17 protein-coding genes are annotated in these 15,874 nt (G+C 41.1%); 9 read left to right on the top strand and 8 right to left on the bottom strand.

Translation table 11 applies throughout. The annotated features are described in order from the left end of the window. The first annotated feature begins 97 nt into the window (after positions 1–97). Together ACNAZ4_RS05210 and adhE are read left to right on the top strand one after the other, a co-directional pair. Complete coding sequence (locus ACNAZ4_RS05210) at positions 98–325, top strand: hypothetical protein (protein WP_415813152.1); 228 nt, start codon at positions 98–100, stop codon at positions 323–325. A gap of 134 nt (positions 326–459) precedes the next feature. Next, a complete protein-coding gene (gene adhE / locus ACNAZ4_RS05205; protein ID WP_415813151.1) occupies positions 460–3,063 on the top strand; it encodes a bifunctional acetaldehyde-CoA/alcohol dehydrogenase in 2,604 nt (867 codons plus the stop codon). A 189-nt stretch (positions 3,064–3,252) separates the two neighbouring features. Here adhE and ACNAZ4_RS05200 read toward each other — a convergent pair whose 3' ends face one another. From ACNAZ4_RS05200 to ACNAZ4_RS05185, 4 genes are all read right to left on the bottom strand, one after another. Then, complete coding sequence (locus tag ACNAZ4_RS05200) at positions 3,253–3,951, bottom strand: DUF421 domain-containing protein (protein WP_415813150.1); 699 nt, start codon at positions 3,949–3,951, stop codon at positions 3,253–3,255. 186 nt (positions 3,952–4,137) lie between these two features. Beyond that, positions 4,138–4,338, bottom strand: a complete 201-nt coding sequence (locus ACNAZ4_RS05195) for a cold-shock protein (RefSeq protein WP_023614374.1) — start codon at positions 4,336–4,338, stop codon at positions 4,138–4,140. Between the two features lie 240 nt (positions 4,339–4,578). Beyond that, positions 4,579–5,169: a biotin transporter BioY gene (locus ACNAZ4_RS05190; protein WP_415813149.1), complete on the bottom strand. Its 591-nt coding sequence runs from the start codon at positions 5,167–5,169 to the stop codon at positions 4,579–4,581. Positions 5,170–5,340: 171 nt separating this feature from the next. Continuing rightward, positions 5,341–5,649, bottom strand: coding sequence for a hypothetical protein (locus ACNAZ4_RS05185; protein WP_415813148.1), 309 nt, complete (start codon positions 5,647–5,649; stop codon positions 5,341–5,343). 148 nt (positions 5,650–5,797) lie between these two features. Between ACNAZ4_RS05185 and ACNAZ4_RS05180 the strand changes: the two genes are divergently transcribed. Further along, positions 5,798–6,763: an alpha/beta hydrolase gene (locus ACNAZ4_RS05180; RefSeq protein ID WP_415813147.1), complete on the top strand. Its 966-nt coding sequence runs from the start codon at positions 5,798–5,800 to the stop codon at positions 6,761–6,763. A 567-nt stretch (positions 6,764–7,330) separates the two neighbouring features. Next, positions 7,331–7,780, top strand: a complete 450-nt coding sequence (locus ACNAZ4_RS05175) for a CoxG family protein (protein WP_415813146.1) — start codon at positions 7,331–7,333, stop codon at positions 7,778–7,780. Between the two features lie 38 nt (positions 7,781–7,818). Here ACNAZ4_RS05175 and ACNAZ4_RS05170 read toward each other — a convergent pair whose 3' ends face one another. Continuing rightward, on the bottom strand, positions 7,819–8,121 hold the full coding sequence (locus ACNAZ4_RS05170; protein WP_415813145.1) for a hypothetical protein: 303 nt from the start codon (positions 8,119–8,121) through the stop codon (positions 7,819–7,821). Positions 8,122–8,242: 121 nt separating this feature from the next. Between ACNAZ4_RS05170 and ACNAZ4_RS05165 the strand changes: the two genes are divergently transcribed. Continuing rightward, positions 8,243–8,956 (top strand): DUF2161 family putative PD-(D/E)XK-type phosphodiesterase, encoded by a 714-nt coding sequence (locus ACNAZ4_RS05165; protein WP_415813144.1) that lies wholly within the window; start codon positions 8,243–8,245, stop codon positions 8,954–8,956. Positions 8,957–9,226: 270 nt separating this feature from the next. Here the strand turns inward: ACNAZ4_RS05165 and ACNAZ4_RS05160 are convergent, their stop codons facing one another. Next, positions 9,227–10,093 (bottom strand): TetR/AcrR family transcriptional regulator, encoded by an 867-nt coding sequence (locus ACNAZ4_RS05160; RefSeq protein WP_415813143.1) that lies wholly within the window; start codon positions 10,091–10,093, stop codon positions 9,227–9,229. Positions 10,094–10,277: 184 nt separating this feature from the next. Here ACNAZ4_RS05160 and ACNAZ4_RS05155 point away from each other — a divergent pair, with 184 nt between their 5' ends. Together ACNAZ4_RS05155 and ACNAZ4_RS05150 are read left to right on the top strand one after the other, a co-directional pair. Beyond that, positions 10,278–11,816, top strand: a complete 1,539-nt coding sequence (locus tag ACNAZ4_RS05155) for a DHA2 family efflux MFS transporter permease subunit (RefSeq protein WP_415813142.1) — start codon at positions 10,278–10,280, stop codon at positions 11,814–11,816. Between the two features lie 232 nt (positions 11,817–12,048). Beyond that, complete coding sequence (locus tag ACNAZ4_RS05150; RefSeq protein WP_415813141.1) at positions 12,049–12,198, top strand: hypothetical protein; 150 nt, start codon at positions 12,049–12,051, stop codon at positions 12,196–12,198. 24 nt (positions 12,199–12,222) lie between these two features. Here the strand turns inward: ACNAZ4_RS05150 and ACNAZ4_RS05145 are convergent, their stop codons facing one another. Next, positions 12,223–13,059 carry a GDSL-type esterase/lipase family protein gene (locus ACNAZ4_RS05145; protein WP_415813140.1) on the bottom strand — a complete coding sequence of 279 codons (837 nt, stop codon included), beginning with the start codon at positions 13,057–13,059 and terminating at the stop codon, positions 12,223–12,225. Positions 13,060–13,303: 244 nt separating this feature from the next. On the opposite strand from ACNAZ4_RS05145, the gene ACNAZ4_RS05140 reads away from it, so the two are divergent. After that, positions 13,304–14,671, top strand: a complete 1,368-nt coding sequence (locus ACNAZ4_RS05140) for an MATE family efflux transporter (protein WP_415813139.1) — start codon at positions 13,304–13,306, stop codon at positions 14,669–14,671. Between the two features lie 100 nt (positions 14,672–14,771). Then, positions 14,772–15,293: a DUF1572 family protein gene (locus ACNAZ4_RS05135; RefSeq protein ID WP_415813138.1), complete on the top strand. Its 522-nt coding sequence runs from the start codon at positions 14,772–14,774 to the stop codon at positions 15,291–15,293. Positions 15,294–15,319: 26 nt separating this feature from the next. Here ACNAZ4_RS05135 and ACNAZ4_RS05130 read toward each other — a convergent pair whose 3' ends face one another. Then, positions 15,320–15,748: a DUF4395 domain-containing protein gene (locus tag ACNAZ4_RS05130; RefSeq protein WP_415813137.1), complete on the bottom strand. Its 429-nt coding sequence runs from the start codon at positions 15,746–15,748 to the stop codon at positions 15,320–15,322. Positions 15,749–15,874 lie beyond the last annotated feature (126 nt).

Here is a 15,874-nt window from a genome sequence, read left to right as displayed (position 1 = left end):
TGGAGTATTATCGTTCAAATATTGTTCAATATTTCACAAACTATTATACTTTTAATGTGGTAATCTTAATTTAGAAAGAAGAAAAGGAGTGATCAAAATGATGTACTGTGAATTCAAACCCTTCTCCACCGATACTGAGACCTATACCCAAGAAATGCTTGAGGAGCAAATTGGTGATGAATTTGAAGCAATGATGTTCAAAGATGATGAGAATATACCAGCCTATATCTGGACAGTCAATTTTGTGGTCATTGTAAAAAGAAGCACAAAGTTTCTAACAGACATCAGTTTTGAAAAGATCCCAAGGAATCCAGTTTGTGAGTGATTTATTTAACTGTTAATGTGAAAAGTTTCACAAATCGGAACGCTATGAAATTCTAGAGCCTCAACAAATGTACATTGCATCATTGACCTACCCGATGAAAATCTGACCCGAAAAACTTAAGGAGGTCCTGAAAAATGGGCACAATAGAAAAAGTGGTTAAAAACCAACCTTCCGTTTCTGAAATGATTGATGGTTTAGTAGTGAAAGGTTTAAATGCCTTAACAAAAATGCGTGAGCTGGATCAGGAGACAATCAATGGTATTGTGAAGGAGATGGCACTGGCAGGGCTTGATCAGCATATGCCCCTTGCCAAGATGGCTGTCGAGGAAACGAAACGCGGAGTTTATGAAGATAAGATCATCAAGAACATGTTTGCTACTGAGTATGTATACCACAATATCAAATACGATAAAACCGCCGGGATCATTGACGAAAACGACCATGAAGGCATGATCACCATTGCTGAGCCAGTTGGAGTGATAGCGGGAGTAACACCTGTCACCAATCCGACTTCGACAACGATGTTCAAAGCTTTGATTTCCATTAAGACACGCAACCCAATCATTTTCGCGTTCCATCCGTCTGCACAAAAATGCAGCAGTGAAGCTGCAAGGATTCTTCGCGACGCTGCCATTAAGGCAGGAGCGCCGGAAGACTGTGTACAATGGATTGAAAAGCCTTCTCTAGAAGCCACTCAAGAATTGATGAACCATCCTAAGATTTCGATGATATTGGCTACAGGCGGGGCGGGTATGGTGAAATCTGCATACAGCTCAGGAAAGCCTGCACTCGGTGTTGGCCCGGGCAATGTCCCTTGCTATATTGAACGGACAGCAAATGTAAAGAGGGCAGTCAATGACCTGATTTTATCAAAAACCTTCGATAATGGCATGATCTGTGCTTCTGAGCAGGCCGTCATCATTGACAAGGAAATCTATCACGATGTCAAATCTGAACTGATTGCGAACAGCTGCTATTTCTTAAATGAAGAAGAAAAGGCAAAAGTAGAAAAACTTGTCATCAATGAACACTCATGTGCCGTCAATGCTGACATAGTAGGAATGCCAGCACACAGAATTGCGGAAATGGCAGGTGTCACTGTGCCAAAAGAGACCAAGATCCTCATTGCAGAACTTGAAGGTGTAGGTCCGCAATACCCGCTGTCACGCGAAAAATTAAGTCCTGTACTTGCTTGTTATAAAGTGAATGGAACGGAGCAGGGTCTGAAACGTGCCGAAGAAATGCTTGAGTTTGGGGGACTTGGCCATTCAGCTGTCATCCACTCTACAAATGATGAAGTGATCAAAGCCTTCGGTCTACGTATGAAGGCCGGCCGTGTTATTGTAAATGCACCTTCATCCCAGGGAGCAATCGGCGATATTTATAATGCCTATCTTCCTTCACTGACCCTTGGCTGCGGAACATATGGAGGCAACTCCGTTTCCACAAATGTCGGTGCTATCAACCTGATCAATGTGAAAAAAGTTGCGAGAAGGAATGTGAATATGCAGTGGTTCAAAGTACCTTCAAAGATCTATTTTGAGAAAAACTCGACACAATACCTGGCAAAAATGCCGAAGATCTCAAAAGCATTCATTGTCACAGACCCAGGAATGGTGAAGCTTGGCTATGTCGATCGAGTTCTCTATCACTTAAGAAAACGGCCAGACTATGTTCACTGTGAAATCTTCTCTGATGTAGAACCAGATCCATCCATTGAAACCGTTATGAAAGGTGCTGACATGATGGCGAGCTTCCAACCGGATGTCATCATTGCGCTAGGCGGAGGCTCGGCAATGGATGCAGCAAAGGGTATGTGGCTGTTTTATGAATATCCCGAGGCAGACTTCCATGGTTTGAAGCAAAAATTCCTTGATATCCGGAAACGTATTGTTAAATACCCGCACCTTGGCAGAAAAGCCCAGTTTGTAGCGATTCCGACGACTTCAGGTACCGGGTCTGAAGTTACATCATTCTCAGTCATCACAGATAAAAAGGCAAATATAAAATATCCGCTTGCTGATTATGAATTGACGCCAGATGTAGCGATCGTTGACCCACAATTTGTCATGACAGTTCCGAAGCATATTACTGCAGATACTGGCATGGATGTTTTGACACACGCAATTGAAGCATATGTGAGCTGCATGGCCAATGACTATACGGATGGCCTGGCAATCAAAGCCATCCAGTTGATCTTTGAATATCTTCCAAGGGCATACCGCAATGGCCAGGATGAAGTGGCTCGGGAGAAGGTTCATAATGCATCGACAATCGCTGGGATGGCGTTTGCCAATGCTTTCCTTGGAATCAATCACAGTCTGGCACATAAGTTGGGAGCCGAATTCCATATTGCACATGGACGTTCAAACACCATCCTGATGCCGCATGTAATCCGTTATAATGCGAGCAAACCAACAAAATTCACAGCTTTTCCAAAATACGAAAGCTTTGTGGCGGATCAGCGTTATGCAGAAATCGCCCGAATTCTAGGTTTGCCTGCCCGCACAACTGAAGAAGGCGTCGAAAGCCTTGTCCAGGCAATCATCAAGCTGGCTAAAGAAATGGAAATTCCGATGAGCATCGAAGCAAACGGAGTTGACCAAGCTGAATTCGATGCAAAGGTCGATCAGCTTGCAGATCGAGCATTTGAGGATCAGTGTACAACAGCAAACCCTAAGCTTCCGTTGGTAACGGAACTGGCCGAAATCTATCGTTTAGCATATAAAGGGGTATAAAAGCCAAAAGGGTGGAACGAATTGTTCCATCCTTTTTTTAATGGGAAGACATCATTTCTATTAAGACCTGGAAATTCTATTTTATGTGCTCACTGCTGTAAGTGTGTTCTTGAAAGTCTATTAAAAATGCAGTCAGTACAGCATGAAGAACACTGAAGAGGTCTATCGCCAATAAAAGCGGGGCCTCTTTTAATGCACCAAATCATTTCTACTATCAATGAATACATTTCCGTCAGGCTGGACTTCTGCATAGAAGACATCATCAACTGACTTGACTCCAGCGAGCTTCAGCTGATCTTGCAGCCAGGCTTCATCTTTATTCATCATGGACAAATTACTTAGATTAACTATTCCGTCCGCTACTAGTTCTGTCGAGAGTGGAACAAAATCTTTTTGTGTCATTGCCAGGTTCAGGTCGCTTTTCGTGACAGTTTGCTTATATTCCTTTTTCAACACCGACAATTTCCCATCGGTTTCAAATATGGCATAATCCACATCGCTAATTGAAAAAATGCTTTGCTGACGAAGCAATGCTTGCAAGGAGTCTGTATCAAGCCTTGTCTGCCTCATAGCATCCTCCATCATTCTCCCTTTTTTAATCACAATAACAGGTTCACCCATTAACAGTTTTCTAACTTTTTTAGATTTTAAATGGATAAAATCGGTAAGAACCGTAAAAACAGCCCAACCAAGTAAAGCAAAAATACCGTTCAGTATCGTAACACTTGGATTAACCACGAGTGCAGCTGCTATAGAGCCAAAAGAGATGGCAGATACAAGATTAAAGAACGTCATTTGACTTATTTCTTTTCTGCCAGCCCACCTTGCCATTGAAAGTAATACAATAAAAGCAATAGCGATTCTGAGGAACAATTCCCACTGATTCAATTTCAATCCCGCCTTATCTATTTATTTCGCATTATTTGCGTGTTGGCGGGAACTTATTCTTCATATAACCTTTTAATTCATTTTGTTTAGTTAAAGGGAGATTTGCCAGGGGAGGGGTAAATGGGGGTTTCAAGACATAAAAAAAGAAGGTCCCATAGGAACCTTCTTCTTTAAGCAAAACTAATATTATAGTTTTGATACGTTAGCAGCTTGTGGTCCGCGAGCGCCTTGCTCAACGTCGAAAGATACTTTTTGACCTTCGTCTAATGATTTGAAACCTTCAGATTGGATAGCAGAGAAGTGTACGAATACGTCGTCTCCACCTTCGCGCTCGATGAATCCAAAACCTTTTTCTGCGTTAAACCATTTTACTGTACCTTGTTCCATTACTGTTACCTCCTAGTGCAATTCGCACAAATGTTACTATCCTTGCCCAAAGTGATCATTAAGACGAAATAATTTCTATCCTTTACACCGAACAAAAATAATTCTATTTCATCTTAACAGATACTGGAATCAATAGCAAACATAAAAAGAGATTTCGTTCTATTGTCCTATAATGAAAGAAGTTATATTACATATAGAAGAAAAACTATTGAACCGACTATTTCACAAAGCTAAAAATAGTTAAGCCGCTTTTCTTAAATGCTTGAAACTAGACTTGGAAAGGACAGTTTTTTCAAGTCTATGCCCCATCATACCTGCAAATACAGCAAGGATGATGTCTTTGGGAAGTGGAGCAACCATCCATAGCCATGCCATTTTATATGTAAATCCTTCTGGTGCAGCAGCCCAGAATTTATAGGCAAAGTACATCCAATTTGTTCCGAACACATAATTAATAACAAGACCGGCCAGTGAAGCCATGATGAAAGCAGAAAGTGTCCGATGCTTCTCAACCATTTTGCCTGCAACATAGGCTGTTGGAAGAAATGAAAGAATAAATCCGAATGTTGGACTGATTAAAATTGAAAAGCCTGCACTGAATTGTGCAAAAACAGGGACACCCACCAATCCTACGAGTGCATATACAATCATTGAAATCGCGCCAAGCCTGCTTCCGAGGATCACTCCTGCTAAAATTGCAAAGAAGGTTTGCAAAGTGATGGGAACTCCGCCTATTACCATAAAAGGTACAAACGAAGTAATATTCGCTCCAATCGCCATAAGACCGACGAACATGGAAGCCAGTGTTAGATCAAGTGCTTTAAACTTCATGCTAATTGCTCTCCTTTTCTATAATCTATATTCAGAATAAACTTTCTGAATTATTTATGTCAACCAAAATTTATTTAAGTTAACATAAATAAAAGAGATTAAAACTGCAGGTGGTTACTGATGCATACTTGGTAAATAAAAAAGGTGCACGAAATTTCCGTGCACTTAAAATTATCTAATGCGGTTATTCATTTCCCGTTCATGCAGCGGCCTGTCAATATCCAGCTGTTTATCCGTTTCAATTCCCGGGTTTTCGGAAGGATCATCTTCGTAATCCTTAAATGCTGATTCTCCCATATCAAGTTCTCCTGGACTGAATGAATTCACCGGATATTCCTTCCTCTTTTTCTTTCCTACATTATAGCCTGAAGTGGAACTATTGACCGCCTTTTGCTTTTCTTTTTTGATGCCTTCGATGGAATCTATCTCTTCTTTCTCATTCTTATAAGATTTAAGGAAATGCTTTTTCTCGATTTCCATATCGATCAGCCTCCTAATGGTTTTAATTACTTATACCCAATAAAATCTTTAATTTAACTTTTTGTATTTTTATGTCAGCTGTCTCTTTTTAAGCTGCCAATCTGGTAAAATATTTTTAAAGATAAGCTGGATAAAGGGGATTAGGGAATTGAAGAAGAAAATCATTTGGACAATCAGCGTGTTATTTTTAACGATCATCATTGGTTTAATTGGAGCTGGCAATTATTTTTATAACGTCGCAATCAACCGAAGCCATGATGCTGTGGATCTCCATGGAGGGGGAGAGAGCGTGAAAGCGGCTGTTCTTTTAAGTGATGAAGAGGAGCAGAGGAAACTGGAGGAGGTCACCAACTGGACAGAAAAGCAGAATTTTGAAATGGTTGAAATACAATCCGATGACGGCTTGAAACTTAAGGCCCGGTTTTTAAAGAATGAAAAGCCAGGTTCAAAAGCAGTGATTCTTGCTCACGGTTATAAAGGGAATAGTGAGCAAATGCCTGGCATCACGAAGTTCTATTATGAACAAGGCTACGATGTGCTAAAACCGGATGCTCGGGGGCATGGTTTGAGTGAAGGAGAGTATATTGGGTATGGCTGGCATGATCGCAAGGATTTAGTAAGATGGTCACAGTTTTTAGCTGAGCAAAAAGGAGAAGAAACTATTTTCATGCACGGATTTTCAATGGGTGCCGCAACAGTACTGATGGCAAGCGGCGAAAAGCTTCCTGAAGAGGTCAACGGGATCATTGCTGACAGTGGCTATACAACAGTCCATGAAGAATTAAGCCACCAGTTAAAATATCTCTATAATCTCCCCGCTTTTCCAGTCATGCAGGTGACAAGCACTGTGACGAAAATCAGGGCCGGCTATTCATTTACTGAGGCTTCAGCCATTGACAGTATAAAAAGAAATAAACTTCCTTTACTCATTATCCATGGTGATCAGGATCAATTGGTTCCAACGGACATGGGGAAAAGGATTTATGATAGTGCGACCAGTCCGAAACATCTATGGATCGTTCCCGGGGCAGGCCACACTGAGGCATATACAATTGCAGAACAGGAATATCAAGACAAACTGAAGGCTTTCTGGTCTTCAGCACTTGATAATTAATCGAGAATAACCAAGGGAAACATACTTGATTGGTGTGTTTCAGACTGTAGACAAACTCGATGGAAATTGAGCTTGTCTACAGTTTTTTTGGTTTGTGCTGGGATGGGACTGTTGATTTCCGTTCCAGGCGCTTCGCTTTCCGCGGGGCCGGCGCTGAGCCTCCTCGCCACCGTTGGCGTCTGCGGGGTCTCACCTGTCCGTCTGATCCCGCAGGAGTCTACGCGCCTTCCACTCCAATCAACAGGATTCTTCAACTTAGTGTGGAACTACCATATCTCTTTTAAAATAGATACATATAACGCTTGAGGTGATGAAGATGCTTTAGAAAAATAACCAAATCCAGTGAGACCAATTCTATATGGTTGCATAAGACCAACAGGTTCCTCGGAACCATCTAGTCCGTAATATGGAAGCAGCTCTTGATTTTTCTTTCATCTAAAACACCATGATTGGTGTGTTTTTTTCTTTTTATGTTTGATAAAGTCTCAGTGAGGAACAGAGTATAAAAAATACTGAAAAACATATATCTGTTAAAGGATGATAAATCAGCGGATAGGAGTGGGAGCAATGCCTGATGGGAAACATGAAATAACGATTAATGTACCGATAGAGACCGTATGGGATTTCGTTAAGGATATGGATAATTGGGCACCGTTATTGCCCGGCTACATCAGCCATGAAAAACTGAATGAAAAACAGTCAATATGGACATTTAAGGAAACAGTTGGTGTCTTAAAGAAGAAAATCAGTTTGCAAGTCACTATTAAAGAATGGATTGAGCCTAGCATGGTTACATTTGACCTTAAAGGAATCAATGAAAACCTGACAGGCACCGGTTATTTCAAGGCAGATCCTGTTGGGGTGAACAAGACTAGGATGACTGGCTATCTGGAGATGACCGCAGAAGGTGCTCTCGCCCCGGTCATGAATGCGGTAATGAAGACTTCCTTGCCAAAAAGCGGCCAGGAATTAACCACCGCAATCGCGGAAGAGTTAGAAGGACGTAAAGCAATTTAATAGGGTTGAAAAAAGGGTGCTTGCAGGATGCAGGCTCCCTATTCAATTTTTTCAATTTTGACAGGACCATCGATACGCCCGCTTCTGTCGAAGTAGACCGTAACCTTATCACCAGGCTGGACATATTCTTCTGGGTGTAATTTATCTTTTTTAAAATAAATGCTTTTCCCGTTGCCTTCCCCAAAATTGCCCGATGCATCAACCTTGTTGATTGTATACTCTTCAGTAACATAATCGGATTTCATTTCATTAGAGCTTTTCTTGGCCTGGTCCATTTGAATATTAAGGAAAATCATCAGACCCAGGACAAGTGTTAATAAGAATAAGACAAGGATTCTCATGTTTTTCCCCTCCAACGCTTCATCATCAAACAGTATATGTGCATGGCATGTCTAAATGACTTCATCTATTAAAAAGTTTGCTATAATGGTAGAAAACTGCGGATGGACAGAGGGTTTGAGCATGACTAAATTATTGGAAGCCGATCTATATGAGCCGATCAGGAAGCATTTTACAAAACAGGGATACCGAGTCAATGGAGAGGTGCACGATTGTGATTTAACGGCTGTAAAGGATGATGAACTAATCATCGTCGAATTAAAACTTTTGCTGAATATTGATTTGCTTCTTCAGGCAACGAGAAGGCTGCGCCTTACTGATATGGTATACATTGCGATACCAAAACCAAAAAGGATGTCAAGAAAACGCTGGAATGACGTCATCCACCTGGTAAAAAGGCTGGAAATTGGATTGATCATCGTTTCGTTTGCTGGTAACCGCAAAAGTGTTGAATTTAAAGTGCACCCCGAACCATTCGATCGCAAATCGGGCAAGAACCGGCGAAAAAAAGCGGCTTTGATAAAAGAAATCGAAGGGAGAAGCGCAGATTATAATATCGGCGGCAGCAACAAAAGCAAGATCATGACCGCGTATAAAGAGAATTGTATCCAGATAGCCTGTTATTTAGAGAGACTCGGCCAGCTGTCACCAAAAGCACTCGCAGCACTTGGGACCGGCGAGAAAACACCGTCAATCCTCCAGAAAAATTATTATAAATGGTTTGAAAGAGTCGAGAGAGGCATTTATGTAATATCAGACCAGGGAAAGGCAGATCTGAAAGATTACCCTGAACTCGTAGCGTATTATTCAGCGAACCTGGAACAGCCAGGTCAATGATAAGGAGCCAGTTGGAAGAGTTGATCCAAAAATGGGTAAGATAATAGAAGAATATGTGCTCGGACTTAGGGAAATTGGCTAAAACAGGGCACATAAAAGATGGATATGTGACCGGACTGGAAGGGAATCGCTTAAACCAGCCACATAAAAGTAACATATTTTCCCCGACTGATGAAGAATCGCCAAAACGGAGTACATAAAAAAAACACGGGCAAAAATCACATGTTGATTTTTGCCCGTGTTTTTTTAGCATTCATAGCAACTGAGTCTTTATGCCTTTTCAAGCAAGTGTTCATCAATCAAAGCCTGTAATTCCTGTATTTCACGGTTGAATTCCGGGGACATCGAAAAAAGGATACTATCGATCAAAAATTTTCTTGGTACCTTGGAGCGAAGTTCTTCTTCAATGAAATTAAGCTTTTGTTGAAGGTCTTTATTTTCACAGTCGAGCTTCTTTAAACGAGAAATCACAGAATGGATTTTGGACCTCCAGTCGAGGGCTTCTCTACTTGATACAGGTAGCCATGCATCAAGGACTTCAGGAGGCATCAACTGGTCCTGCGATAGTGTCACTTCCTCAATCAAGTTCAGGATTCGGGTTACACTAAAACGAACAACTGGCAGCAAATCAGTTGAATCACCGTTTGCTTTCCTGTAAAACCGGACATTTTGAATCAGGATCCCATTAAGCATAATGGCAGCGTCTAAAAGGTAAGGTCTGCATAAATCATCTGTGATATTGGCAAGCCGGTCTGAAAACCATCTTAATGTCTTCATCTGGCCAATTTCAATGAATTTCTTCAGTTCTTTATCCCCTGAGAAATATACTTCCTCAAAAAGTGGAATTATTTTATTTTCCCTATTGGCTGTCATCTGAAGGTCGATTTGCCTGATGAACACTTCTGGATCACCAGAATCCTGGCCAATCAATAAGGCGTCTCGGGCAAATTCCATTTTCCTGAAAGCAGCCCTGAAGATTTCCATCAGCAGCTCATTTTTCGACAAGAAATAATTATAGAAGGTACCTTTTGATATTCCGCTATAATCAAGGATATCCTGAATAGAGGTGGCATGGAATCCTTTTTCTATAAATAGCTCGTGCGCTTTTTCGATAACATTCCTTTTTCTATCGTTCATTTCATCACCCTTAACTTTTTTGTACCGGTTGTATAAAAATATACTACATTAAATTTTCGGACTTTACAAACCCTTTAATATCAGTGATTTAAAAGGGTTGCAAAAAATGGACCGATGGTATATGCTAGTGTCTATGCAAACACATTGTTTACAAATTTGTGAACAATAGAGGGGGAAATTCAAAATGGAAAAAAACTTTCAAGCGCCCGAAAAACCACCGTACGGTATTCTCGCGGTATTGATTGTCGGAGCTTTTATTGCATTTTTAAATAATACTTTGCTTAATATAGCCTTGCCATCCATCATGGCAGACTTGAAAGTGGAGGCCACGACAGTACAATGGCTCACAACTGGATTCATGCTTGTCAGCGGGGTGATGATTCCGCTTAGTGCTTATTTGATTCAAAAGTACTCAGTAAGACGTTTATTCCTTACAGCCATGGGCTTGTTCACAGCAGGGACGATCCTGGCGGGAGTAGCACACTCTTTTCCGCCATTACTCGGAGGGCGAATGATCCAGGCATCCGGCACGGCAATCATGATGCCGCTACTAATGAACGTTATGCTTGTAAGCTTCCCAATTGAAAAAAGGGGAGCTGCTATGGGAGTGTTTGGTCTGGTCATCATGTTTGCACCAGCAACTGGTCCAACACTTTCAGGATGGCTGATCGAGCACTATGACTGGCGAATGTTGTTCCACTTTGTCACACCTATCGCAGCACTCGTTCTCCTGTTAGGGTTTTTCATGTTAAAAGACAAAAAAGAGAAAATCCAAATGCGATTGGACATTGTTTCACTGACACTTTCAAGCCTTGGATTTGGTGGTCTGTTGTACGGTTTCAGTTCAGCCGGATCGAAGGGATGGGACAGTCCGCATGTATATGTGACTCTTACAATCGGTACGGTATCTCTTGTTACCTTTATCCTGCGTCAATTAAGGCAGAATAATCCGATGCTGAACTTCAGGATATATCAATACCCAATGTTTGCTTTATCTTCAGTTATTTCGATGATCGTGACGATGGCCATGTTCTCTGGCATGCTATTGCTTCCTATATATGTACAGACAATCAGGGGGATATCACCACTTGATGCTGGCTTGATGCTGTTGCCAGGTGCCATCATCATGGCCATTATGATGCCGATCACTGGCAGGTTATTCGATAAATTCGGCGGACGGGCATTAGCAATCATTGGTCTGACGATCACTCTTGTGACGAGCTATTACTTCAGCAAGCTGTCGCTGGAAACTACCTATACACAGTTGATCATCCTTTATACAATCAGAATGTTCGGGATGTCAATGGTCAATATGCCAGTTTCTACAAATGGATTAAACCAATTACCCGCAAAATATTATCCGCATGGTACAGCTATGAACAACACGTTGCAGCAGGTTTCTGGTGCTATTGGTACGGCGTTGTTGGTTACTGTAATGTCTACTCGTGCTAAAAGTTATGGTACAGAGCTGGCAGCAAACGCATTTAAGCAGGCTGCAGCTGCAGGAAAAGCCGTCACACCAGCTGCCAAAGCAGAAATGGAGCAGCAGATTGCGATGCAGGCAATGCTGCACGGAATCAATGATGCCTTTTATGTGACAGTGTTCCTTTCAGCCCTTGCATTGGTGCTTGCTTTCTTTATCAAACGCGCAACTCAGGCAGAAGATACAATTGGCAAAAAGGCTCCTGCCAAGAAACATTCTCACAAATTGGCCAATAATTAAGATTAAACCCCTGGATTCCAGGGGTTTTTTTTTCTTCAAAAGCGAGCCGGCCCCCTAAGTTAACTGAAAGGGAGCTTGTTTTTTTTCCTGACCAGGTTTCAACTGTTAAACCAGACCATTTCCGGAATTTGAATTCCATCATAATTTTTTCTCGGAGTGGGAGTCTAACTGTTACAGCCCCAATCAGGCTGAATTTTGAATCAAAAGATGTAAAAAAGGGGGTGGCTGAGTCATGAATAAAGATCGGGTAGATATGGATGACGAAAATGGTATCGCCCAATTATTTGGCCTAGATAAAGAAACGAGTCTGCAATCGGTCAATTTTGCTACTGCAGAAAGTATCCTGTTGAACGAACATGTTCAGGAAGATCCTCAAAAATAAAGAAAGCCAGGCATATAGCCCAGCTTATTTCTCGCGGTTTGCCAGTACGGCATCCGCTTTATGCTGTTGTTTAAATTGTTCCATCATCTGGCTTGAAATCGCAGTATTCCCTAACGGGTTGGGATGGACTCCATCACTGGATAGATATTGCAAATTATCACTGTTGATGACATTTGTTGTTTGCACCACAATGGAAGAAGGAGTATTTTTTGCCGTTTCGTAAATCATTAAATTCCATTTTGGCAGCAACTTATCCGCTAATGAGTAAAATTGGTGATCCGTCGGCATTGGGTTATACAGCTCTAGGAAAACAATTGTCGCCTTAGGATTCAATTCTTTAATTCGAGTGGTTATTTCAGAAAGATTCTTAGAAAAGCCTCCCTGAAGACTGTCGAATGACTTAAGTGCACTATAGATGTCACTTTTTTTGACAAGTTTAAGAATATCATTACCGCCTACATTAAGAGTAATTAATTCGGCATCTTTTATTTCCTCATCAAAAACCCCATCCTGTACCAGCACGTTCAGGCGTTCGCTGGTGATCCCAATAATTCCTTCGTTTTGGGAAACGACCTTTTTTCCAGTTTCAGCACCAAGCTTGCTTGAGAATTGGCTGATGAAATTTTCCTCTTCGGAAATTCTGTAACCGCGAATAATTGAGTCTCCAAGCGCAAGGTGGTTGATGGTACTGTCAGGTGATGTACGATAATAATCTATATAAGTAAGCTTATTGGTTTTTTCGTTGACAGGGGTACTTTCCTGTTTCATCTTATTAAGCTGGTATTGAGGATAGTAAATCCATGCGGAAATAGACAAAGCTGAAATGAGAATTAAGAGCAGAAAGTATTTTATGATTTTCATGATGTTCACTCCTCGATATATGTCTATTGTATCAAGGATTTCGAAGAAAATAATTAGGGGGGTATTTCCATTTTTTAAATTATAATAATATTTAGTTAATCGAAAAAACTTCCATCGCACACTTAAGATTTTGATATACTAGACAAGACTGCTTTGACTTGAATTATTATCGTTGCAGAGTCAGAATTGCAGCCTCATATAGGAAAAGAGACTTATATTATTACTTTATTCAAGGAGTTCACAGATGTACCAGACTTTTTCGACAAAGGAAAAAATAAAGCAGATTTTTGTCATGCTGATCCCAATCTTGATCACGCAATTAGGAATGTTTTCAATGGTCTTTTTCAATACCATAATGTCGGGGAAATATAGTTCCTCGGACCTTGCTGGGGTGGCGATTGGGTCATCAATCTGGAGTCCTGTGTTCACAGGACTTAGCGGGATTTTGCTAGCGGTATCACCTATTGCTGCCCAACGATTCGGAGAAAAGAAGGAGAAAGAGGTATCATCCATCCTTACCCACGGAATTTATTTGGCTTTGATCATCGCCCTGCTTGTCATCATTTTGGGTGTTTTACTGCTAAATCCTATTTTGGATGCGATGAATTTGCCTGAGAGTGTACATGAAACGGCATTTTGGTACCTTTCGGGATTAGGCTATGGAATAATTCCATTGTTTATTTTTAATGTCCTGCGCTCTTTCATTTATGCACTTGGCAAAACAAGAGTAGTCATGTATATCCTGCTAATGTCCCTGCCCATCAACTTTTTCCTGAACTATGTCCTGATATTCGGAAATTGGGGCTTCCCGGAACTTGGCGGTGCGGGTGCAGGTTATGCAACGTCGATTACATATTATGTAATTGCGGCCATGACAGCTCTTGTCATTGTCAAACAACAACCTTTCTCAGAATTTGTGGGGCTCGATCATTTCAAGGAGTTTTCGGGAGAGAAAGTAAAGGAAATTTTGGAAATTGGAGTGCCAATGGGCTTGTCCATCTTTTTTGAAACAAGCATGTTTGCTGTCGTGACAATCTTGATCAGCAAATTCAATATCACGACGATTGCAGCCTATCAGTCTGCGCTGAATATTGTTTCATTCCTTTATATGATTCCAATGAGTATATCGATAGCGCTAACAGTATTGGTGGGGTTCGAAGTGGGAGCACGCCGTTACAAGGATGCCAAAACCTATAGCTGGCTTGGAATTTATTTGGCAGCTCTTATCGCGATTGGAGCAGGATTGCTTGTCGTGTTGTTCAGGTATAAGGTGGCAGGTTTTTATTCGAATGAGCCCGCCGTCATTGCGTTAACCGGACAATTCTTGATTTATGCGTTATTCTTCATGATTTCTGATGCGATTCAGGCAACCGCACTAGCGGCTCTTCGCGGATATAAGGACGTAAATTTATCCTTCATCATTACGCTGATCGCTTACTGGCTAGTCTGTCTGCCTGTCGGTTATCTTCTCGCCCATCATACAGGCCTGGGTGCTTCAGGATATTGGGTCGGCCTTACCACCGGATTGCTGGCAGCCGGCATATCTTTGTCAGCAAGATTGATCTATATCCAAAAAAGAAGATTCAAAAGCAATATAGCAGAGGCTGTGTAAAGAGATTCCTTTTGGGATCTCTTTTTTCATTCCTTTATTTGGAACTTCCGAAGGAATTAATGACCTCTGTGAGGAATATTTAAAAAAGGGAGGTGGATTTATGGCATATTTAAAACTTGCCTATGATAATTTCCAAAGTATAAAGAATCAAGCAGAAAGAGCTATGTCCCAATTGAGCCTCGAACAGCTACACTACTCGCCTAACAGTGAATCAAACAGCATCGCTGTGATTGCCAAACACATGAGCGGAAATTTGAAATCAAGGTTCCGTGATTTCCTGACTACCGACGGTGAAAAACCGGACCGTAACAGGGATGGGGAATTCGAAGGTGCTTTTCGATCGAAAGAAGATTTACTCAATTTCTGGAATGAAGGCTGGTCTGTCCTTTTTGAAACACTTTCAAAATTAACAGAAGACGACCTTGGTCGAACGGTTTATATAAGAAGTGAACCACATAATGCCATGCAGGCAATCCAACGCCAAATAGTTCATCAGTCGAGCCATTCTGGTCAGATTGTTTATCTGGCGAAAATGATTAAAAATGAGGAATGGGAAACACTCAGTATTCCAAGAGGAAAATCTCGTGAATTCAACGAAACCATGAACGGAAGGGACAAATAAAAGAGAGAAACCAGCTAAGGTCCCTCTCAAGAAGTGGGTGCATGCTTTGCTTTGTATTTTGTCCACTGGAAACGAATAAAACACCCGATGCAGAATCCTAAAATCGCGATAAAGGCCGCCAGTGCGACCATGATCGTAAAGAAGTACCCGAGCGCTGTAAATCCGGTCACAAATGAAACAAGTCCTCCTGCTAAACAGATGACAGCGATTTTTTGGTTGAACTGTTGTTGCTCCCAGTCTTCAGGAATATATTCTGAGAGATCTTTTTTCAAGAAATGTCTCGCAGCTTTCATTATTGGGTTATATCCGAAGAACAATCCTGATAACCCTGCAGCTAACGGTAAGATCAATATCCATTCAAAACCTGTAAACCAGGCAGTAATCACACTAATGACAATGAACCATTGATTTGTCCTTACCAAAGGCTGAGGGATGGACCGTATTTTGTCAGTCAAAATTAATCCGACCTTTCTTATTGGTTTATATGTATTTTAACTTATTTTTTAAAAAATGTTAAGCGGAAATAATTTTAATAAATATCGCAAACATTGAAATATGGAAAAGTATTCCTGAATATAATG

The sequence above is a fragment of the Mesobacillus thioparans genome (assembly GCF_965138835.1).
In the GTDB taxonomy this organism is placed as follows: domain Bacteria; phylum Bacillota; class Bacilli; order Bacillales; family Cytobacillaceae; genus Mesobacillus; species Mesobacillus thioparans.
Note: the sequence above shows the minus strand (reverse complement) of the source record. Positions and strands in the feature narration are given on the sequence as shown.